Consider the following 1,229-nt stretch of genomic DNA (forward strand, 5'->3'; position numbering starts at 1 on the left):
GCGGTGGCGTGGGTCAGGTTGGGGAAGTAGCCGATGCGGACCTCGGAGGCCGACAGCTTCTTGGCGTCGGCGGCGACGTTCTCCTTCGCGGGAGCATCGTCCTTCTCGGCCTCGGAACCGTAGCCGCAGGCGGTGAGCAGCAGGGGGAGCGCAGCGGTCACGGCGATGGCACGCAGGGTGGTGAGCGGTCTTGCGGCAGACACGGAAGTGTCCTTTCACGGGTGCGGTCGGGGAGGTACGGACGGGGGAAGTACGGAGAAGAGGCGGTACGGAGACGGCGACGCCGAGCCGTCGGCACGTGCGGCAGCCGCTCCCGGCCGTGCGTGGCGGGATCGCTGGAGCATGCGGGCGGTGATGTCGGCCGAGGGGCCGGGCCGGCCGACGGCGAGGGGCTGCACGGCGCCCCGGGCAGAGCCCTGCGCGGGGTACCAGGCCCTGCGGCCGGTGTCAGGAAGGCTGACAGATGGCGCTGGACGTACGGGCCAGGTCGATGTGCCGGCGGGAGGTCAGGGGCAGGATCCGGCCGGCGCGCTGCACTGTCCGCACGGTTGCCTCACCCCTGTTTCCTAGTTTTCCCACCTGGTTGGTAGGCATATTGGCAGACGGGAAGGCGTGCCCCAAGATGCCGACCACATCCTGGACGGTTGTATCTCGAGATGTGAGAAACCGCAGGTGGGGCAGGGGTGGAGGGAAGGGGAGGGGTTAGGGATTGGTCCAGGCGTCAGGCGTGCGGGACAGGGCGGACACGTCGGGGGGCAGGTCGGACGACGCGACGTCCGCGAGCGTCACGCCGTCGAGGATCTCGCGCACGTTGGCCCGAAGGGCGATCCACAGGGGGAGGAGAGCCTCGGCGGGGCCGGTGTACGTCAGATCGGGAGGGCGAACCCCGCGCACCGAGACGAGCGGTCCGTCCACGACGCGGATGACGTCCGCGATGCTGATGGACTGGGCGGGCTTGGCCAGCCAGTAGCCGCCGTTGCCGCCGCGCTGGCTCAGTACGAGACCGCCTCGGCGCATGTCGTTCAGGATGCCTTCGAGGAACTTGTGCGGGATGTCCTGGGCGTCGGCGATGACCTCGGCCTTCAGCGGCCCGTCATCCTGCGACGCGGCAAGCTGCAGTGCGGCACGTACCGCGTAGTCCGCCCTGGCTGAGATCCGCATGCCGCCATTATCCCGCATGCCCGCGTCCGGCGTCCGCCGCGGGTGCGCCGCCGGCCGCGGGGCGGGTA

2 protein-coding genes and 1 pseudogene are annotated in these 1,229 nt (G+C 70.5%); all 3 read right to left on the minus strand.

The genetic code is table 11. The features are described 5' to 3' along the window. Positions 1-203 (minus strand): annotated as a pseudogene (locus tag ACFVX6_RS40920) (sulfate ABC transporter substrate-binding protein); the annotation flags it as partial. Between the two features lie 244 nt (positions 204-447). Then, entirely contained in the window at positions 448-594 is a 147-nt protein-coding gene (locus ACFVX6_RS40925) for a putative leader peptide (RefSeq protein WP_389699664.1), read from the minus strand. A gap of 108 nt (positions 595-702) precedes the next feature. Continuing rightward, a complete protein-coding gene (locus ACFVX6_RS40930) occupies positions 703-1,161 on the minus strand; it encodes an RrF2 family transcriptional regulator (RefSeq protein WP_389699665.1) in 459 nt (152 codons plus the stop codon). Between the last annotated feature and the right edge of the window lie 68 nt (positions 1,162-1,229).

The organism is Streptomyces sp. NPDC058289 (assembly GCF_042880975.1).
Classification (GTDB): Bacteria; Actinomycetota; Actinomycetes; order Streptomycetales; family Streptomycetaceae; genus Streptomyces; species Streptomyces stoeckheimensis.

Coding starts and splice junctions, on each gene's coding strand:
- ACFVX6_RS40930 (WP_389699665.1), bottom strand. CDS start 1,161: ATGCGGATCTCAGCCAGGGCGGACTACGCGGTACGTGCCGCACTGCAG.
- ACFVX6_RS40925 (WP_389699664.1), bottom strand. CDS start 594: ATGCCTACCAACCAGGTGGGAAAACTAGGAAACAGGGGTGAGGCAACC.